We start from the raw sequence: 16,711 nt of genomic DNA, 5'->3' as shown, positions 1-16,711 counted from the left end.
CTCCCGCCCCTAAGCCCGCCCAGCCGGAAAAACCCCGGCCTTCCCCGGAGAAACCGGCCTTCCCGCCCTCGAGCGTGGAGTTCAACGACCGCGTCGTGGTGTTCCGGCTGAGCGACCTGGTGGACGGCAGCGGCGTGCAACTGCTGCGCCGGGCCATCGAGCGCTACGACGCGCAGGCCATCGGCTACGTGCTCGACCTGCGGGGCAACCCCGGCGGCCTGGCCGTCCGCATGGCCGAGGTCGCGGGCTTCTTCATGCGCGGGGTGCCCTGGCGCATGGTGACGAAGGGCCTGGGCGTGGCCCCCCTGCCCACCACGCCGCCCTTCGGCCAGCCCCTCACCCAGAGGCCGCTGGTGGTCCTGATCGACGGGGAGGTGAACTCGGCCGCCGAAGGGCTGGCCGGGGCGCTCAAGAACGCCAGGCGGGCCTACCTCATCGGCACGCGCACCGCGGGCAACACCGAGCTGTTGCTGCCGTACTGCTTCCCCGACGGGGCGGTGGCGCTGGTGGCCTCGGGGGTGCTGGCCCCCTTCAGCGGCCCGACCTGGGAGGGTCGGGGGGTGGAGCCCGACCGGGTCGTCGAGAAGGACCCGCTGGCGGCCGCGCTCGAGTACCTCAAGCGCCTGCGCTGATTGCCAAAGCCCGGAGGCTGCCGTAGGCTCGGTTGGGCATGATCGCGGTCGAGGATTTCTTCGTGGCATTGGCGCTGGCGGGGCTGGGGTTCGCCGCGGTGCGCTTCGCGCGGCTCAATTGGGGCGTGGCCGGGGTCTGGCTCAACCTGCTGTGGTTCATCTACCAGACCTCCTTCGGCTCGGGCTGGGTGGGCTACCACCACGGGCTGGGGGTGGCCTTCGTGCTGGCCGCGGGGTGGGGGCAGTACGGGCTGGCCTGGGCCCTGGCCCCCTGGCCCCTGCTGATCTACCTGCGCCTCGAGCTCGGCACCTACTGGACCTACCTCCCCAACATGGCCGAGGGGATGCTGCTGGGCGCGGCGGCCTACTTGCTCACGGGCTGGGCGAAGAGGTCGCCGTAGAGGTCGCGGCGGCGCTCGGAGAGCACCGGGAACTGCCGGCGCAGGCGCTTGGGCAGGGCAGGGTCGAGCTCGACCACCAGCAAGCCCTCGGCCTCGAGCCGCCCCAGCACCTCGCCCAGCGGGCCCACCGCCAGGCTTGGGGCCCCGAAGGGAGGTTCGGCGTGGTTGACGGCCAGCAGGTAGGCCTGGTTCTCGGCGGCCCGGGCCCGGGCCAGCAGCTCCCAGGCGGCCGCCCGCTCGGCGGGCCAGGCCGAGGGCACCAGGAAGAGGTCGGCGCCCTGCACGGCGTAGCCCCGGTACAGCTCGGGGAAGCGCAGGTCGAAGCAGATGCTCAGCCCGGCGGTGAAGCCGCCGAGCTCGAGCGCCACCGGGCGCTCGCCTGCGATCATGGTGCGCGGCTCGTCGAAGGCGGGGATCAGGTGCAGCTTGGTGTAGACCGCGCGCTCGCCCTCGGGGGCCAGCACCCGCAGGCGGTTGGCGTGGCGCTCGCCGGCGGCCTCGAGCACCCCGCAGGCCACGGTCATCCCGCTGTCGCGGGCGAAGTCCTGGAGCCGGGCCAGCACCTCCGGGGTCTGGGCGGCGTCCGGGTAGCGGTAGCCGGAGGAGAACAGCTCGGGCAGCAGGGCCAGCTCGGCGCCTTGGGCGTGGGCCTGCTCGAGCCAGCCCAAGGCGGCCTCGAGGGTAGCCCCGGGGGTTTCACGGGTCGCCAGGTGCACCAGTGCGGTCTTCACGGCACGCTCCTTTGCCTCAGGTAGAGCACGTAGGGCAGGGCCAGCCCCAGCGCCAGCCCGCCCACGTAGCCCAGGAAATGCCCCACGAAGAGCTGGGTGAAGGCGAGCACCCCGCCCACCCAGGCGTACAGCGGCAGCACGAAGGGCCGCTGCCCCTGCGGGTACTGCAGGATGGCCGCGCCCAGCATCACGCCCAGCCCCAGCCCGACGAGCGGGGGGCTGGGGCGCAGCAGGTAGCCCACGGCGAAGGCCGCCACGCCCAGCAGGGAGAGGGCTTGCGCGAAGCGGTGGGGCGACATAGGCCTTACGACTTGATGAACAGCTTGACCACCACTTGCGAGATCACCAGCGCGACCCCGCCCCACGCGATCTGGGGCTCGCTGCCCGCGAAGCCCATCAGCGCGCAGAACACCCCGGCGGCCAGGAACCACGTCGCGTACTTGGGGTTGACCGTGAGGCCCAGCCCCAGCGCCACCAGGAAGCCCGACGCAGCCGGGGAGAGGGTGCTGCCCACCAGCACCACGCCGATCAGCAGCCCCAGCGTGATCACGAGACCCACGAGATAGGCCCCGGGAAAGGGTTCTTTGTTGACTCTCTCCTTCGACTCCATGCCCCGTAGTCTACGCGATCCGGGTGAAGAGGGTGTGGGGGACGGGTGGCTCTTGGCTCGTAGGAACCCCTTCCCGCCGGCATCAAGGTCGAGGGCCAAGGCGTCTTGCGTTTTGCGTCTTGCGTTTGGCTTTTTGCGTACGGCGTAGGACGTACGACCCACGCCCAGCGCCCGGCTACCGGCGTTCAGCATTCCGCACCTCAACCCAGCAGCACCTGCCTGAGCGCTTGCAACGAGGGCTCGACGGTGGTCACCTGGGTCTCCCGCTGCCAGAGGGCCTCGAGCGCACCGTCCTTGGGCGCAGGGATGCCCAGGGCGCTGGAGACGGCCTCGGGGAACTTGGCGGGGTGGGCGCAGGCCAGCGTGACGAGGGGGGTGCGGTCGCCGGTCCCGGCGCGGTAACGGGCCTGGGCCTCGAGGCCCACCGAGGTGTGGGGGCAGGCCAGGTAGCCGTAGGCCCGGTGGGTCTCGCGCATGCGCTCGAGGGTGGCCTCGTCGGAGACGGTGGTGCCCCAGAACCACGCCCGCATGCGCTCGGGGCCGAGCAGGTGCAGCAGGCGCTCGAAGTTGCTGGGCGAGCCCACGTCCATGGCGTTGGAGACGGTGGCGATGGTGGGGTGGAACCCGTAGGCCTCGGCCTTGCCCGCCAGGAAGTCGGGGAAGAAGTGGTTGGCGTTGTGGGCGGCGAGGAAGCGCTGCACGGGCTGGCCCATCAGAGCGGCCAAAACCCCGCCGGTGAGGTTGCCCAGGTTGCCGCTGGGGACGCAGAAGTTCAGGCGCTGCGGGCTCAGGCCGTGCTCGGCGGCGAGCTGCCGCACGGCCCAGAGGTAGTACAGCGCCTGCGGCAGCAGCCGCCCGATGTTGATGGAGTTGGCGCTGCTGAGGGGCAGGTGGGCCAATTCGGGGTCTACGAAGGCCTCCTTCACCATGCGCTGGCAGTCGTCGAAGCTGCCCCGCACCGCCAGCGCCCGCACCCCGGGCCGCCGCACGATGAGCTGGCGCTCCTGCACGTCGCTGACCTTGCCCAGCGGGTAGAGCAGCACCACCTCGATGTTGCCCTGGCCGGCGAAGCCGTCGGCCACGGCGCTGCCGGTGTCGCCGGAGGTGGCGACCAGGATCACGCGGCGCTCGCCGCGCCGGCGCAGGAAGTGCTGCATCAGGCGGGCCATGGTGCGGGCCCCGAAGTCCTTGAAGGAGCGGGTGGGTCCGTGGAAGAGCTCGAGCACGAACAGGTCGTCGCCCAGGCGCACCAGGGGGCAGGGGAAGTCGAGGGCGTCGTGCAGGAGGGCCTCGAGCTCGGCCGGCGGGACCTCGGGCTCGAGCCAGGGGCGCAGGACGCTGACGGCGAGTTCGGGCAGGGAGCGGGCGTTCAGCCAGTTGGCGGGGTCAACGGTGGGGACCTTGCCGGGCACGTAGAGCCCGCCGTCGGGGGCCAGGCCCTTGAGCAGGGCGTCCTCGAAGCGCAGCGGGGCTCGGCGGGGGTCGCGGGTGCTGTAGTACTGAATCATCGTGCTCCTGAGCGGCTCAAACTTCGTCCAGCGCCTCGACCTGAACCTGGGGGACAGGGAGCGGGGCCGGGATGGGCAGGTGGCCCGGCTGGCCCGCGACCAGGCGGTAGAGGTCGCCCAGCACCGCGCTGGCGGTGACGTGGCCGCCCGCCCCCGCGCCGGAGAACACCAGCTCGCCCGCCTCCTGCGTGCGGCAGACCAGCGCGTTGCGGGCGCTGCCCATCAGGGCCAGGGGGTGGCTGGCGGGCAGGCGCACCGGGCGCACCTTGCCCACCCACCGCCCGTCCTGGGGGAAGAGGCTTCCGACGAGCCGGATCACCTGGCCGCCGGCGCGGGCCTCGCCGAGCCGTTCGGGGGTGAGCGCTTCGATGCCGCGGGTGTTGGCTTTTACGCCCTCCCAGGCGAAGCCGGGGTCGGCGGTGAGCCTCGCGAGCACCGTGAGCTTGTGGGCCGCGTCGAAGCCGCCGACGTCGAGGGTGGGGTCGGCCTCGGCGTAGCCCTTGGCCTGGGCCTCCTCGAGGGCCTGGGCGTAGGGGACGCCCGCCTCGAGCCGGTTGAGGATGTAGTTGCAGGTGCCGTTGAGGATGGCGTGCAGCTCGAGCAGGCGGTTGCCCCACAGGCTTTGCAGCGCGCCGATCACCGGGGTGCCGGCCATCACGCTGGCCTCGTAGTACAGCAGCCCCGCCTCGGCATAGCCCCTCAGCTCGCCCCAGCGCTCGGCCAGCAGGGCCTTGTTGGCCGTGATCACCGGGGTGCCGGCCTCGAGGGCCCGCAGCACCAGGTCGCCGGCCCGCTCGGTGCCCCCCATCACCTCGATGAGCACGTCGGCCTCGGCCAGGGCGCCGGGGTCGGCGGTGAGGAGGTGGGCGGGGATGCCGGGCCGGGGCTTGCCCGCGTCGCGCACCAGCACCGAGACCAGCTCGGCGCGGTAGCCGAAGGCCTCCAGGCGCGCCCGGTGGGCCTCGAGCAGCTCCACCAGGGAGGAGCCCACGGTCCCGGCACCCAAAAGGGCAATGCGTACCGTCTCCATGCGTGGGATTATATCGGGGTGGAGGCGAGGGAGGTCCTGGAGGGCTACGCGCGGGAGCAGGGCTTTCTCACCGCCTGGGCCCCCCTCGAGCTGCCCCAACCCGTCCGGCAGCGCTACCGCGACTGGCTCGGGCAGGGAGCCCACGCCGGGATGGGCTACCTCGAGCGCGGGGTGGAGGAGCGGCTCGAGCCCGTGCGCCACTTCCCCTGGGCCCGCAGCGTGCTGGTGCTGGCCGCGCCCCACGCCTACCCCGACCCCGGCGTGCCCGCGGGGGGCTTGCGGGTCGGGCGGGTGGCCCGCTACGCCTGGGTGCGCGACTACCACGGCCTGCTCGAGCCCCACCTGGCCGCCCTGGAGGGGCTGGCCCGACAGGCGGGGGTACGGGCCAAAGGCTACGTGGACCACGGGCCGCTGTCCGAGCGCAGCTACGCCGCGCTGGGCGGGCTGGGCTGGATCGGCAAGAACGGCATGTGGATGCGGATGGGGGAGGGCAGCTACCTGACGCTGGCGGTGTTGCTGACCGAGCTCGAGGCCACCCCCCTGCCGCTTCACCCCGACCGCTGCGGCCGCTGCGCCCGCTGTTTCACCGCCTGCCCCACCCAGGCCCTCCCCGGCGACGGCACCCTCGACGCCCGCCGCTGCGTCAGCTACTGGACCATCGAGCACCGGGGCCTCATCCCCCAGGAGCTGTGGCCCGGCGTCGGCGAGTGGCTGCTCGGCTGCGATATCTGCCAGGAGGTGTGCCCCTGGAACCGCAAGGCCGCCGCCCTCTGGCAGGGCTTCACGCCCGACCCCGAACTGGCCCACCCCGACCTCTGGGCCTTCCTCACCCTCTCCGGCCGGGCCTTCGCCCGCCGCTTCGCGGGCACCGTCCTCACCCGCCCCGGCCGCACCGCCCTCGCCCGCAACGCCCTCATCGTCCTCTCCAACACCGGCGACGACGCCCACCTGCCCTACTTCCGCCGTGCCTTGCAGGACGTAAACCCGGCAGTGCGGGCCACGGCCGCGGCAGGCCTGGTGCGCCTGGGGAAGGCAGCAGAAGCCGGAGCGGCGTTGGGCGACCCCGACCCGGAGGTGGCTCGCTACGTGCGGGAAGCGCTGGAGAGGGTGTCGTTGGCCGAGCGCTAAACGCCGGGCGCGGGTCGTACGTCCTGCGGCGTACGCCGGTCCTACGTCGTACGTCCTACGCCGTACGCCGTACGCCAGACGCAAGACGCGGGTCGTACATCCTACGTCGTACGCGAAACGCCAAACGCGAAACGCAAGACGCTTTGGCCCTCGGCCCTTGACAGCTAACCACTAACCACCCTTACCCCGGATACCGCCCCAGCCGGATCACCTCGGCCACGATGGGGGGCAGCTCCCAGGCGGTGAGGTCGAAGATGACCTGGCCGAAGTCGTAGGGCACCTTGAGGAAGCGGATGTTGAGCTTGCCCTCGAGGTCTTCCTCCAGGATCAGCACGTCGGCGCCCGGCTCGCCGCCCAGGGTCAGGCCCACCGAGCCGGGGTCGATGAGCAGGCCGTCGCCCACGCGGCGGTAGAAGGGGATGTGCCGCCCGGCGAACACGCCCCAGCGGGTGCGGAGCTTGGTGAACATCTCCTGGATCTCGCGGACGTTGGCCTCGGTGTCCAGTTTGGCCTCGGGGTCGTCGGGGAGGCCGTGCAGCGCGGTGAGGCGGCCGCCGATGAGCTCGATGCGCTGACGGGGGCGCAGGCCGCGCAGGAATTGGAGCTCGCGCTTGCTGAGCTGTTCGCTGGTCCAGGCCAGGATCGAGTCGGCCACGCCCTCGCGCTGCATGCCCATCATGGCGAAGGCCACCTTGAGGTCGGCGGCACCCGGCACGCAGGGGATGCCTTCCTTGTCCAAGCGGCGCAGAACCTGACGGGGGTGGGGCCCGTAGCCCACCAGATCGCCCACTGCCCAGACCTGGTCCACGCTTTCGTGGCGGGCGGCCTGCAGGGCGGCCTCGAGCGCGGGCAAGTTGGCGTGTATCTCGGCGAGGATTGCCAGACGCATCGAGGACCATTCTTCCACGGATCGCCGCTTTAGGCACGGTCATTAACGGGGCTGGGGCGGCCGGTTAATGCCACGTAACTCATCGGGAAGGGCCGGTATACTTCGAACCGTGCGTTTTGTCGTGTCCGGGCTGGCCCTGGCCTTCACCCTCCCCCCTTTTCCCCTGGGCTTCCTGGCTCCGCTACCCCTGGCCTACTTCCTGTTCCAGGGCGGCTTCCGGGTGGGCTTTCTGGCGGGCCTGGGCTTCTGGGCGCTGCACCTGATCTGGCTCCCGCAGAGCTTCACCCTCAACTTCGGGCCCTGGGGCGCGGTGCCCTTCATCCCTTTGATCCTGGCTAAGGCGGCGCTGTGGGGGTTGCTGTTCGGCCTCACCGTGCGGCGGCCGCTGGCCCGCGTCGGCGGCTGGCTGCTGCTGGACTACTGGACCACCCTCACCGAGGTCAAGTTCCCCTGGGGCTTCCTGGGCTACAGCATGATCGACGCGCCGGGCCGGGTGCTGGCGACGCTGGGCGGGGTGTTCCTCCTTACCTTGATCGTGCTCCTGATGGCCTGGGCCGTGGCGCGCAAGCAGTACTGGGCGCTGGCGGCCTGGGCCTTTTTCTGGGTCATGCCCCTGCCCTCCGAGGCCCCGCAGCACCAAGCGCTCCTGGTGCAGGGCAACGTGGACCCCCTGCGCAAGCGCATGGGCCTGCCCGACGACGAGCTCTACCTGCGCCTGACCCGCGACGGCCTCGCCGAGCACCCCCAAGCCCGGCTGGTGGTGTGGCCCGAGACCGCCGTGTACCGCTTCCCGGAGGAGCTCGAGGGGGTCATGGGCTCGAGGGAGCTGGTCACGGGCTTCAGCAACGGCCCGTCCAACGAAGCGCGGCTATGGCGGGAGGGGGAGGTGCTGGCGACCCACGTCAAGACCCGCCTCACGCCCTTCGGCGAGACCTACCCCTGGCGCAGGGCGCTCGACGGGGTCTACACCTTCTTCTTCGAGGCCTTCTTCGGGCCCGGCAGCAGCTTCGGCGACCGCGAGCCGGGGCAGCGCCCGGTGGCGCTCGAGCGCTACGGCGCCTACATCTGCTACGAGTCGGTCTTCCCCGCCGTCACCCGCGACCTGGTGCGCCAGGGCGCCCAGGTGCTGGTGCTGGGCACCAACGACGCCTGGTTCGGCCCCAGCTTCGGCGCCGAGCAGCACTTCCAGATGGGCCGCATGCGGGCCGTAGAGACCGGGCGCTGGCTGCTGCGCGTGGGCAACGACGGCGTGACCGCCTCGGTCGATCCCTGGGGCCGGGTGGTCAACCGCATGAAGCAGCACGTCGAGGGGGTCATGCTCGCGCCCTACGCGCTGCGCGAGGGGCAGACGCCGTACGTGCGCTTGGGGGACTGGGTGGTGGCCCTGGGCGCGCTCGTGCTGGCTTTCGGCTTGCGAACGGGGCCGAGAATGCGTATGATTTGAAGTCGCCGGGCCGGTAGGCCCAGGCCACAATGCCGGGATGGCGGAATCGGTAGACGCACTCGACTCAAAATCGAGCGGTTAACAGCCATGGGGGTTCGAGTCCCCCTCCCGGCACCAGGATAAGCGTCTGTGCTTGCTGGGCGGGTCAGACCGAAGGCTGAGGGCCTGACCCTGGAAATACGGAGGAAGCTGTGGAAATCCTGCACACCCTGTTCGTGATCGGCTACGTCCTGATAGCCGCCTTTCTGGTCTACCTGGTGCTCAACCAAGAGCCCAAGAGCGGCGGGGCCGGCGACCTGCTGGGCGGCAGCAGCGACCTCTTCAGCGCCCGGGGCGTCACCGGCGGCCTCTACCGCCTGACCGTGGTCCTGGGCGTGGTCTTCGTGGTGAGCGCGCTCATCCTGGGCGTCTGGCGCATCTGAACGACCCGAAGGCGCCGGGCGGCGTGCTACCCCGCCCGGCGCCGCCTTCGTCAACATTCTGCGGGCCTTGAATGCTTGCCGGTACCCGTGGCAGGCGCGGTGAGCACCGGCGCGGCCTTGCCAAGACCGGCGGGTGTTTGCCGGAACCGCCATCGGACACCACGCAATTTGTGAGCAGGCATGCTCAATCAAGCCGCTCGATCCGGTAATACCGGATTCAAAAAGATATTCATCCAACCCAGAACCCTGGAGGCTATCTTTTCGAATCCTGGGGCACACCCTTGGGCGGGTTGGCTCGTTACCGAACGGTAACGAACCGACCGAGCCGGGCATAAGACGTCCGGCGATCTGGGGGGGACCGTAAAGGCTTAATCCTCCACCTTTCGGTGGATAAAACCCTCATCCTGCCCACTGAACTTGTCACCGTACTGACTTGACAGATGGGGAATAGGCCGATAGCGTTGACCCAAGTCCAATCCCTAGTGCCTTACTCAAGTTATGAGCTACGGGTGCTCGGGCTATTTGGATTGTCGTTCTGGAGGCTCAGATGAAGAAAATCCTGGCTCTAAGCATGCTGGCTTTGGCAGGGCTGGCCGTGGCCCAGCCCAAGGTGTTCAAGGGGGTGGAAGCGGGCAAGGCGGGCGGCAACTACCGCGTCTCCGCCATCTCCGACCCCCGCACCTTCAACCCCTTCGTGGCCCGCGAGACCTCGTCCACCAACGTCATCGCGCTCTTCCTGCCGACCCTCACGGGCTACGACCCCTACGGCCTGAAGCCCGAGGGGCTGCTGGCCCAGTCGTGGGAGGTTCGCAACAACGGCCTCTCCGTGATCTTCAAGCTGCGCCAGGGCGCGAAGTGGTCCGACGGCCAGGCCATCGACGCCGACGACGTGATCTTCAGCGCCACCGCGCACGCCGACCCCAAGGTCAACTCCAACTCCCGCAGTTCCTTCGTCATCGACGGCCAGCCGGTCAAGTGGACCAAAATTGACCAGTACACCGTGCGCGCCGACTTCCCCAAGCCCTACGCCCCGGCGCTGATCCAGGGGTGGTACATCGCGCCCGAGCACGTCTTCGGCGAGGCCTACAAGGCCGGCAAGATCGCCGAGCTGTGGACCCTCGAGACCCCGGTGAACCGCATCGTCTCGGGCGGCCCCTTCATGCTGGAGTCCTACGCCAAGGGCGAGCGCGTGGTGCTCAAGCGCAACCCCAACTACTGGGGCGTGGACGACAAGAACAACGCCGTCGCCTACCTCGAGCGCTACACCTTCATCACCGTCCCCGACCTCAACGCCTCGCTGGCTAAGTTCCTCGCGGGCGAGACCGACGCCTACAACGCCTCCAACGCCGACCAGGTGGCCCAGATCCTCGAGCGCGTTCGCTCGGGCGGCCTGAAGGGCGAGGTGTTCCCCAACGCCGACGTGACCACGGGCACCGAGTTCATCGTCTTCAACTGGAACAACAAAGACCCCAACAAGGCCAAGCTCTTCCGCTCGGTGAAGTTCCGCCGCGCCATGGCCCACCTGGTGGACAAGAAGTCCATGATCGAGGTGGCCCTGGGCGGCCTGGGCCAGCCCATGTGGAGCCCCATCTCCATCCCGGTCAAGCAGTTCTTCACCGACGACGTGGTCAAGTACGAGTTCAGCCCCCAGAAGGCCGCCGCCCTGCTGGCCGAGCTCGGCTTCCGCAAGAAGAACGCCCAGGGCTTCCTCGTTGACGCCTCGGGCAAGGTGCTCGAGTTCAACTTCGTCACCAACCAGGGCAACAACACCCGCGAGAAGATCGCCCAGATCTTCTCCGAGGACGCCAAGAAGGCCGGCGTCAAGGTCAACTACCGCCCCGTCGACTTCAACGAGCTCGTGCGCCAGCTCACCCAGCCCGCCGCCGACGGCACCCGCGACTTCGACGCCATCCTCATCGGCCTGACCGGCGGCATCGAGCCCGCCTTCAGCCGCAACACCTGGCAGCTCAACGGCTCGCTGCACGCCTGGAACCTCGGCCTCAACGGCCAGGCCCCCAAGCAGGTCGAGTCCTTCGAGGTGCTCATCGACAAGCTGATGACCCAAGGCGCGACCACCCTCGACCCGGCCAAGCGCCGCGAGATCTACGTGCAGTTCCAGAAGGTCGTGGCCGAGAACCTGCCCTTCATCTACACCGTAGCCCCGGCGTACAACCCGGCCCGCAACGCCCGGTTGGGCGGCCTGTTCCCCAAGGCACAGCTCAACTCCATCGTGGGCCAGTTCCCCTACATCGAGACGGTCTTTACCAAGGAGTAAGCCTCCTTGGGCATAGGGGGGCGGCGTATGCCGCCCCCCAAACCCTAGAACCATGTGGAACTATATCGCCCGTCGTTTCTTGCAGCTCATACCGACCTTTGTAGGGGCTACGATCCTGGCCTTCGTGATCATTCAGATCGCCCCCGGGGACGCGATCACCCGTTTCGAACTGGACCCCACGGTCGAGCGTGAGCAGATCGAGCGGCTGAGGCAGCAGTTCGGCCTCGACCAGCCGGTGCCGGTGCAGTACGCCAAGTGGCTCAGCGGCGTGCTGTTTCAGGGCTACTTGGGGATTTCGCTGGACTACCGCAGCGACGTTTGGAGCGTGATCCGGCAGCCCATCCTCAACTCGATGGTGCTGGTGGTCCTCTCGACGCTGTTGATTTTCGCCGTAGCCATCCCCATCGGGGTGTACTCCGCCGTGCGCAAGTACTCCCTGGGGGACCGTACCCTGACCTTTCTGGCCTTCTTCGGCCTGGCCATCCCCAATTTCTTCTTCGGCCTCATCATGCTCTACTTCGCCATCTGGGTAAACGACAACGTGGGCAGGCCCGTTCTCCCGATCGGGGGGATGACCTCCCAGGAGATCGGCGGGGTGCCCTACCTGGAGGCCCCGTGGTGGCAGCGCACCCTCGACGTGCTGTGGCACTCGATCCTCCCGGTGATCGTGCTCTCGACCTCCGGCATGGCGGGGCTGGTGCGGATCATGCGCGGGCAGATGCTCGAGGTGCTCTCGCAGGACTTCGTGCGAACCGCGCGGGCCAAGGGGGTCGCCGAGCGCATGGTGATCTACAAGCACGCCCTGCGCAACGCGGTCATCCCCATCGTCGCGGGGATCGGCGGGCTGCTGCCGGGGCTGATCGCCGGGGCGGGGCTGGTCGAGGTGGTGATGGCCTGGCCCGGCATCACGCCCGCCTTCCTGCAGGCGGTGTCGGCCATCGACATCTACGTGATCATGGGCCTCATCACCATCAGCACCTTCTTGCTCATCATCGGCAACCTGATCTCCGACCTGCTCCTGGCCTGGGTTGACCCCAGGATTCGCTACAACTAGAGGCGGTTATGACTCGCAAGATCGAAGCCAAGCCGCAAGGGGCAGTCGAAAGCCGGAGTTTCTTTCAGGAGGCCTGGACCCGCTTCCGCCGTCACCCCCTGGCCCGTCTGGGCGGCGGGGTGCTGCTGGTGCTCTACCTCGGCGCCTTATTCGCCGACTTCTTAGCCCCCTACCCGGAGACCAAGAGTTTCCGCGACCTCACCTTCTCCCCACCCACCGTCATCCACTGGCGCGACGACAACGGCCGCCTGACCCGCCCGTACATCTGCGCCGTCGAGCGCAAGCGCAACCTCGAGACCTTCAAGCTCGAGTTCGTGCAGGACTGCTCCCAGAAGTACGTGATCAACTTCTTCGTGCAGGGGGAGCCCTACAAGTTCTTGGGCTTCATCCCCGCCAACCTGCGCCTGATGGGCGGGGACTGGCTGCAGAACGAGCAGGCCTACCTCTTCCTGTGGGGCTCCGACGACTTCGGCCGCGACCTGTGGGGCCGCATCTGGTACGGGGCGCGCGTCAGCCTGACGGTGGGCATCTTCGCCACCGCGCTGGCCCTGCTCATCGGCGTGTTCATGGGCAGCCTGTCGGGCTTCTTCGCCGGCAAACCCCTCACCCTGAGCGTGGGGCTGCTCAACCCGGCGTACCGTAAGTTCCTCGCCAGCAGCCCCCTGCCCAACCTGCTCAAGACCCTGGCCTGGCTGGCGCTGTGGGGCGGCCTGGCCTGGCTGATCTGGGTCACGGTCAGCGGGTTCCTGGCGACGAGCCGGGGCCTCGAGGCCGCCGTCTTCGGGGTAGTGGGGATCGGGCTGCTGATAGCCATCGGCTACGCCATCCTGTTCCCGGTCGTCAAGATCGACCTCGACACCGTCATCATGCGCGCCACCGAGGTCCTGGCGGCCATCCCCGACCTCTTTTTGCTCATCACCCTCTCGGTGCTCATCCCGCAGGGCATCCCCCCGGCGATGCGCTTCTACCTGGTCATCTGCATCCTCTCCTTCGTCAACTGGGGCGGCCTGGCGCGGGTGATGCGCGGCCAGATCCTCCAGCTCCGCGAGATGGAGTACGCCCAGGCTGCCCAGGCCATGGGGGCTTCGGACGCTCGGGTGATCGCCCGGCACATCCTCCCCGGCACCTTCACCTTCCTGATCGTCAACGTTACGCTGGCGATCCCCGGCTTCATCCTGGCCGAGTCGGGGCTCTCGTTCATCGGCCTGGGGATCCAGGACCCGGCCTCCTCGTGGGGCCTGCTGCTCAACAAGGCCCAGGCCCAGGGCATCACCGCCTTCGTGGACCGGCCGTGGATGCTGATCCCGGGGCTGTTCATCTTCGCCGCCATCTTGTGCTTCAACTTCATGGGCGACGGCCTGCGGGACGCGCTCGACCCCAGGGCCAAGCGTTAGCGCCGCACGGGTGCCCCTCTGCCCGGAGGCGGGGGGTACTCGGTCGTCTGGCGGGTAGAATGGTTGGAAAAAGCCTTTGGCTATGGGCTCAAAGCTTTATTTTTCTCCCGTCATGGCGTATAACCTATGCAGAGTTTATGCGGTAGAATGCTGAAGATACACCCAAGGAGTTCGGATGGACGATAAGCGACTGCTCGAGGTCAAGGACCTGAAGGTTCACTTCTTCACCGACGACGGCGTGGTTAAAGCCGTGGACGGTGTTTCCTTTCATATCGACAAGGGCGAGACCCTGGCCGTGGTGGGCGAGTCGGGCTCGGGCAAGAGCGTGACCAGCCTAGCGATCATGCGCCTGATCCCCAACCCCCCGGGGCGCATCGTGGGCGGGGAGATCCTCTTCCGCGGCAAGGACGGGCAGGTCAAGGACCTCGCCAAGCAGGACGAGGCCTCCATGCGCAAGATCCGCGGCAACGACATCGCCATGATCTTCCAGGAGCCCATGACCTCGCTCAACCCCGTCTACACCGTGGGCGACCAGATCGCCGAGGCCATCGTGCTGCACCAGGGCAAGAGCAAGAAAGAAGCCCTCGAGCTCTCCGCCGAGATGCTCGACCTCGTGGGCATCCCCGAGCCCCGCAAGCGGTTGTCGAACTACCCCCACCAGATGTCGGGGGGCATGCGCCAGCGCGTCATGATCGCCATGGCGCTCTCCTGCAACCCCTCCCTCCTCATCGCCGACGAGCCCACCACCGCGCTCGACGTGACCATCCAGGCGCAGATCCTCGAGCTGATGTACAAGCTGCAGGAAGAGATCGGCATGAGCATCCTCTTCATCACCCACAACCTCGGCGTGGTGGCCGAGATGGCCGACCGGGTGGTGGTGATGTACGCCGGGCGGGCGGTGGAGGAGGCCGACGTCACCCCCACCTTCAAGCGCCCCAAGCACCCCTACACCATGGGCCTGCTGAACTCGGTGCCCCGCCTCGACCTCGCCGCCGAGCACCAGCAGCGCCTCGAGGCCATCCCCGGCAACGTGCCCAACCCCCTGCGCCTGCCCTCGGGCTGCGCCTTCCACCCCCGCTGCAAGTACTTCCAGGCCGGCCGCTGCGACACCGACATCCCGCTGCTGCAGGACACCGGCGGCGGCCACATGGTGCGCTGCGTGCGCTGGGCCGAGATCCAGGCCGAACAGGGGGTGACCGCGTGAGCGTGCCGACCCCCAAAGCCGCCGCGACCGAGAACCTGGTCGAGGTCAAGAACCTCAGGAAGTGGTTCCCCATCCGTGGCGGCATCCTGAGCCGTGTGGTGGCCAACGTCAAGGCCGTCAACGACGTGAGCTTCAACGTGCGCAAGGGCGAGGTGCTGGGCCTGGTGGGCGAGTCGGGCTCGGGCAAGACCACCGTCGGCCGCACCATCCTGCGCCTGATCGAGCCCACCGACGGCACCATCAAGTTCGCCGGCAACGACATCACCCGCATCCCCAAGCCGGAGCTGCGCACCTACCGCCGGAAGATGCAGATCATCTTCCAGGACCCCTTCGCCTCCTTGAACCCGCGCATGACGGTGGGCGACATCATCGCCGAGCCGCTGGTGATCCACAACCTCGAGGGCTCCGCCCAGGCCCGCACCGAGCGGGTGGCCGAGCTCTTGCAGCTCGTGGGCCTCAACCCCGACCACATCCGCCGCTACCCGCACGAGTTCTCCGGCGGCCAGCGCCAGCGCATCGGCATCGCGCGCGCCCTGGCGGTGCGCCCCGAGTTCATCGTGGCCGACGAGCCGGTCTCGGCGCTCGACGTGTCGATCCAGGCCCAGGTGGTCAACCTCCTGCAAGACCTCAAGGAGCAGCTCGGCCTCACCGTGCTCTTCATCGCCCACGACCTGGCGGTGGTGGAGTACATCTCCGACCGCATCGCCGTGATGTACCTGGGCAAGGTGATGGAGCTCGCCACCTCCAGGGACCTCTACCGCTCGCCCAAGCACCCCTACACCGAGGCGCTGCTGTCGGCCATCCCCATGCCCGACCCCACCCTCAAGCGCGAGCGCATCGTGCTGCAGGGCGACATCCCCAGCCCCATCAACCCCCCCTCGGGCTGCGTGTTCCGCACCCGCTGCCGCTACGCCATCAAGGAGTGCGCCGAGACCGTGCCCGAGCTGCGCGAGGTCGCCCCCGGCCACTTCAAGGCCTGCATCCGCGACGACATCCTGTGAACACCGGCGCTCGGTAGCCAAACGCTGAGCGCGAGACGCTGGAGGGGCAGGCACAGGGCCTGCCCCTCCCTTCTCTAGCCGAAGCCCGGAACTTTTCTCATCGGGCCTTACTGCTGGGGTGTTTTACTTGGCTCATGAAACAGCACCTGTTGGCCGCGCTCACGCTCTCCTTGGGGATCTCTCTCGCGCAGGAAGCCACCGTCTACCGCGGTTTCGCCGAGGTGCGCCAGCCGGTGACGCTGCCCGCGGGCACCTGGACCTGGGAGCCCTCGCAGGCGGTGGTGCAGAGCCTGATCGCGGGGACGCTCGAGCTCAGCGGCGTGGAGGAACTGTCGCGCCTGGTGCAGGTGCTGCCCCCGAGCAGCCCCCTGGCCGCGTACAGGGGCAAGAAGGTGCAGTTCTACTGGGAGGGGCGGTGGCGCGAGGCCACCGTCGTTGACCCTGACCGGCCCATCTTCGAGTTCGAGGGCCGCTACCTCACCGCCCTGCCCGGCCTCGTCGCCTACCCCGACCCCAGCGGGCTGCGCCCGGGCCCCGCGGCCCGCGTCACCTTCCGCTACCAGGGCGGCGGCGCGGCCAGCCTCAGCTACCTCAGCCGGGGGCTGGGCTGGAAGCTGTACTACACCCTCGAGGGCGTGGACCTGACCGGCTGGGCCGCCCTGGAGAACCGCCTGGGCCAGCCGATGGAGTTCAAGCAGGTCGAGCTCGTCGCCGGGAGCGTGCCGGTGCTCGAGGGCGGCTTCGACCAGCCCGTCCCCGCCCCGCAGGCGCTGGAGTCGCGGGCGCCCGCGATGGACAAGGCCGGCGCCGACTTCGTGGGCGAGGCCGGGGGCACCTACCGCTACCGCCTGCCCGGGGCCCTCACCCTCGACCTCGTCGCCCGGACCCCCGGCGAGGCCGACCCGCCGCTGGAGACCTACGCCCAGAGCCCGGCCTACCGCTTCGAGTCGCTGGAGAAGCGCGTCAGCCAGACCCACGTCGCGGGCAA

At 69.0% G+C, this 16,711-nt stretch carries 16 protein-coding genes, 1 tRNA gene and 1 pseudogene; 12 read left to right on the top strand and 6 right to left on the bottom strand.

Going from position 1 to position 16,711, the window contains the following annotated elements; translation table 11 throughout:
- Together Mterra_RS10935 and Mterra_RS10930 are read left to right on the top strand one after the other, a co-directional pair.
- Window positions 1-632: S41 family peptidase (locus tag Mterra_RS10935; protein WP_245971598.1), on the top strand; the 632-nt coding region annotated here is incomplete at its 5' end.
- Window positions 633-670: 38 nt separating this feature from the next.
- Window positions 671-1,033, top strand: a complete 363-nt coding sequence (locus Mterra_RS10930; RefSeq protein WP_119315218.1) for a hypothetical protein — start codon at window positions 671-673, stop codon at window positions 1,031-1,033.
- On the opposite strand, the gene Mterra_RS10925 is transcribed toward Mterra_RS10930, so the two are convergent.
- The 5 genes from Mterra_RS10925 to Mterra_RS10905 all read right to left on the bottom strand — a co-directional run bounded on the left by Mterra_RS10925 (window position 997) and on the right by Mterra_RS10905 (window position 4,912).
- Window positions 997-1,764 carry a nitrilase-related carbon-nitrogen hydrolase gene (locus Mterra_RS10925; protein WP_119315217.1) on the bottom strand — a complete coding sequence of 256 codons (768 nt, stop codon included), beginning with the start codon at window positions 1,762-1,764 and terminating at the stop codon, window positions 997-999. The two genes, Mterra_RS10930 and Mterra_RS10925, sit on opposite strands and share 37 nt — an antisense overlap.
- Entirely contained in the window at window positions 1,761-2,063 is a 303-nt protein-coding gene (locus Mterra_RS10920; RefSeq protein ID WP_119315216.1) for a hypothetical protein, read from the bottom strand. Before Mterra_RS10920 ends, Mterra_RS10925 begins: the two co-directional genes overlap by 4 nt.
- 5 nt (window positions 2,064-2,068) lie before the next feature.
- A complete protein-coding gene (locus tag Mterra_RS10915) occupies window positions 2,069-2,374 on the bottom strand; it encodes a hypothetical protein (protein ID WP_027892331.1) in 306 nt (101 codons plus the stop codon).
- Window positions 2,375-2,574: 200 nt separating this feature from the next.
- Window positions 2,575-3,882, bottom strand: a complete 1,308-nt coding sequence (gene thrC / locus Mterra_RS10910; protein ID WP_119315215.1) for a threonine synthase — start codon at window positions 3,880-3,882, stop codon at window positions 2,575-2,577.
- A gap of 16 nt (window positions 3,883-3,898) precedes the next feature.
- Window positions 3,899-4,912 carry a homoserine dehydrogenase gene (locus Mterra_RS10905; protein ID WP_119315214.1) on the bottom strand — a complete coding sequence of 338 codons (1,014 nt, stop codon included), beginning with the start codon at window positions 4,910-4,912 and terminating at the stop codon, window positions 3,899-3,901.
- Window positions 4,913-4,930: 18 nt separating this feature from the next.
- Between Mterra_RS10905 and queG the strand changes: the two genes are divergently transcribed.
- Entirely contained in the window at window positions 4,931-6,040 is a 1,110-nt protein-coding gene (queG, locus tag Mterra_RS10900) for a tRNA epoxyqueuosine(34) reductase QueG (RefSeq protein ID WP_119315213.1), read from the top strand.
- 181 nt (window positions 6,041-6,221) lie between these two features.
- Here the strand turns inward: queG and Mterra_RS10895 are convergent, their stop codons facing one another.
- Entirely contained in the window at window positions 6,222-6,929 is a 708-nt protein-coding gene (locus Mterra_RS10895; protein ID WP_119315212.1) for a metallophosphoesterase family protein, read from the bottom strand.
- Between the two features lie 109 nt (window positions 6,930-7,038).
- Between Mterra_RS10895 and lnt the strand changes: the two genes are divergently transcribed.
- The 9 genes and pseudogenes from lnt to Mterra_RS10850 all read left to right on the top strand — a co-directional run.
- The gene (lnt, locus tag Mterra_RS10890; RefSeq protein ID WP_119315211.1) at window positions 7,039-8,373 is read left to right on the top strand and encodes an apolipoprotein N-acyltransferase; all 1,335 of its coding nucleotides are present in this window, start codon (window positions 7,039-7,041) and stop codon (window positions 8,371-8,373) included.
- A 31-nt stretch (window positions 8,374-8,404) separates the two neighbouring features.
- Window positions 8,405-8,490, top strand: a tRNA-Leu gene (locus Mterra_RS10885).
- A 74-nt stretch (window positions 8,491-8,564) separates the two neighbouring features.
- Entirely contained in the window at window positions 8,565-8,795 is a 231-nt protein-coding gene (secG, locus tag Mterra_RS10880; protein ID WP_119315210.1) for a preprotein translocase subunit SecG, read from the top strand.
- A gap of 547 nt (window positions 8,796-9,342) precedes the next feature.
- On the top strand, window positions 9,343-11,070 hold the full coding sequence (locus Mterra_RS10875) for an ABC transporter substrate-binding protein (RefSeq protein WP_119315209.1): 1,728 nt from the start codon (window positions 9,343-9,345) through the stop codon (window positions 11,068-11,070).
- Between the two features lie 52 nt (window positions 11,071-11,122).
- Window positions 11,123-12,124: an ABC transporter permease gene (locus Mterra_RS10870; RefSeq protein WP_119315208.1), complete on the top strand. Its 1,002-nt coding sequence runs from the start codon at window positions 11,123-11,125 to the stop codon at window positions 12,122-12,124.
- 8 nt (window positions 12,125-12,132) lie between these two features.
- Window positions 12,133-13,518, top strand: coding sequence for an ABC transporter permease (locus tag Mterra_RS10865; protein WP_119315207.1), 1,386 nt, complete (start codon window positions 12,133-12,135; stop codon window positions 13,516-13,518).
- A gap of 175 nt (window positions 13,519-13,693) precedes the next feature.
- The gene (locus tag Mterra_RS10860) at window positions 13,694-14,722 is read left to right on the top strand and encodes an ABC transporter ATP-binding protein (RefSeq protein WP_027892340.1); all 1,029 of its coding nucleotides are present in this window, start codon (window positions 13,694-13,696) and stop codon (window positions 14,720-14,722) included.
- Window positions 14,719-15,723, top strand: a complete 1,005-nt coding sequence (locus Mterra_RS10855; RefSeq protein WP_119315206.1) for an ABC transporter ATP-binding protein — start codon at window positions 14,719-14,721, stop codon at window positions 15,721-15,723. Before Mterra_RS10860 ends, Mterra_RS10855 begins: the two co-directional genes overlap by 4 nt.
- A gap of 134 nt (window positions 15,724-15,857) precedes the next feature.
- Window positions 15,858-16,711, top strand: a pseudogene (locus Mterra_RS10850) (DUF4139 domain-containing protein); the annotation flags it as partial.

The sequence above is a fragment of the Calidithermus terrae genome (assembly GCF_003574345.1).
Lineage (GTDB): Bacteria > Deinococcota > Deinococci > Deinococcales > Thermaceae > Calidithermus > Calidithermus chliarophilus.
The sequence above is the reverse complement of the archived record's forward strand: the minus strand, read 5'-3'. Positions and strand labels throughout refer to the sequence as shown.

Coding starts and splice junctions, on each gene's coding strand:
- Mterra_RS10930 (WP_119315218.1), top strand. CDS start 671: ATGATCGCGGTCGAGGATTTCTTCGTGGCATTGGCGCTGGCGGGGCTG.
- Mterra_RS10920 (WP_119315216.1), bottom strand. CDS start 2,063: ATGTCGCCCCACCGCTTCGCGCAAGCCCTCTCCCTGCTGGGCGTGGCG.
- Mterra_RS10915 (WP_027892331.1), bottom strand. CDS start 2,374: ATGGAGTCGAAGGAGAGAGTCAACAAAGAACCCTTTCCCGGGGCCTAT.
- thrC (WP_119315215.1), bottom strand. CDS start 3,882: ATGATTCAGTACTACAGCACCCGCGACCCCCGCCGAGCCCCGCTGCGC.
- Mterra_RS10905 (WP_119315214.1), bottom strand. CDS start 4,912: ATGGAGACGGTACGCATTGCCCTTTTGGGTGCCGGGACCGTGGGCTCC.
- Mterra_RS10895 (WP_119315212.1), bottom strand. CDS start 6,929: ATGCGTCTGGCAATCCTCGCCGAGATACACGCCAACTTGCCCGCGCTC.
- Mterra_RS10875 (WP_119315209.1), top strand. CDS start 9,343: ATGAAGAAAATCCTGGCTCTAAGCATGCTGGCTTTGGCAGGGCTGGCC.
- Mterra_RS10870 (WP_119315208.1), top strand. CDS start 11,123: ATGTGGAACTATATCGCCCGTCGTTTCTTGCAGCTCATACCGACCTTT.
- Mterra_RS10865 (WP_119315207.1), top strand. CDS start 12,133: ATGACTCGCAAGATCGAAGCCAAGCCGCAAGGGGCAGTCGAAAGCCGG.
- Mterra_RS10860 (WP_027892340.1), top strand. CDS start 13,694: ATGGACGATAAGCGACTGCTCGAGGTCAAGGACCTGAAGGTTCACTTC.